The following is a 1513-nucleotide window of genomic DNA, read 5'->3' on the forward strand; positions in this document are numbered from 1 at the left end:
TGCAGCATCGAGATGATGCACACCTACGCGGTGAAACACGACCTCGACCGGTTCGGGAGCGGAGTTCCCCGCGCCTCGCCCCGGCAGGCCGACGTGATGATCGTCCCCGGGACGATCGTCTCGAAGTTCGCGCCGCGGATTGAGCGCGTCTACGACCAGATGCCCGAGCCGAAGTTCGTGGTCGGCATGGGCTCGTGTACCATCTCCGGCGGTCCGTTCCAGGAGGGGTACAACGTGATCAAGGGCGCCGAGGAGGTCATCCCGATCGACATCCACGTCCCCGGCTGCCCGCCCCGCCCCGAGGCGCTCGTCTACGGCGTCGTGAAGCTCCAGGAGCGCGTCGCCAACGGCGAGGCCTCGCCCGTGACGGTCAAGCCGTACGAGCTGGAGGAGTTCTCCGACCTCGAACGCGACGAGCTCGTCGACAAGCTGGCCGACCAGATCGACGACGACGAACTCGTCATGCGGTACAACTTCGCTGATTCACCATGAGCCTCGAACGACCGGACACCGACGAGGCGGCGATCGAGCGTACCCCCGACGAGCTGGAGGCGCTCCTCGGCGACCTCGTCGTCAAGCGCGACGACCACCTGAACGCGCCCGGATTCGTCATCCGCCCGGACACCGTCCAGGAAACGCTCTCGACCCTGAAACAGCAGGCGGGGTACGACCACCTCTCGGTCGTCTCCGCCCAGGAGTACGAGAACCGCTACGAGTCGATCTACCACCTGAAGAAGTACGACGACCCGACCCAGGAGGTCAGCGTCGTCGTTCCCGCCGACAAGGACGATCCCGTCTCCGAGTCGGCCGAACCGGTCTTCCGCACCGCCGACTGGCACGAGCGGGAGGCGTACGACCTGATCGGCATCGACTACGACGGTCACCCCGACCTGCGCCGGATCCTCCTCCCCGAGACGTGGCAGGGCCACCCCCTGTCGATGGACTACGACAAGGACCGGCCGCAGATCGCCACGCTGCCGGAGCACGCGAACCCGCTGCAGGAACACCACAAGGACAGCGAGTCCGACACGATGTTCCTCAATATCGGGCCGCACCACCCGGCGACGCACGGCGTGCTCCACCTGAAGACGGTCCTCGACGGCGAGCAGGTCGTCGACGTCGAGCCCGACATCGGCTACCTCCACCGCAGCGAGGAGCAGATGGCGCAGTCCGGGACGTACCGTCACCAGATCATGCCGTACCCCGACCGCTGGGACTACATCTCAGCGGGGCTGCTCAACGAGTGGGCGTACGCCCGCGCGGCCGAGGATCTCGCCGAGATCGAGGTGCCGGAGTACGCGCAGGTCATCCGGACGATGGGCGCCGAGATGTGCCGGATCGCCGCGCACATGCTCGCGCTCGCGACGTTCGCGCTCGACGTGAACGGCGACTTCACGGCGACGTTCATGTACGCCATCAACGACCGCGAGCGCGTGCAGGACTTACTGGAGGACCTGACGGGCCAGCGGCTGATGTTCAACTACTTCCGGCTCGGCGGCGTCGTCTGGGACCT

Annotated in this window: 2 protein-coding genes; both read left to right on the plus strand. The window is 66.7% G+C overall.

Translation table 11 applies throughout. The features are described 5' to 3' along the window. The coding region (locus SD626R_RS14955) for an NADH-quinone oxidoreductase subunit B (protein WP_092567119.1) at positions 1-492 on the plus strand (492 nt) is incomplete at its 5' end. After that, positions 489-1513: NADH-quinone oxidoreductase subunit C (locus SD626R_RS14960; protein WP_176697337.1), on the plus strand; the 1025-nt coding region annotated here is incomplete at its 3' end. The genes SD626R_RS14955 and SD626R_RS14960, both read left to right, overlap by 4 nt.

The sequence above is a fragment of the Halorubrum sp. SD626R genome (genome assembly GCF_001261915.1).
Lineage (GTDB): Archaea > Halobacteriota > Halobacteria > Halobacteriales > Haloferacaceae > Halorubrum.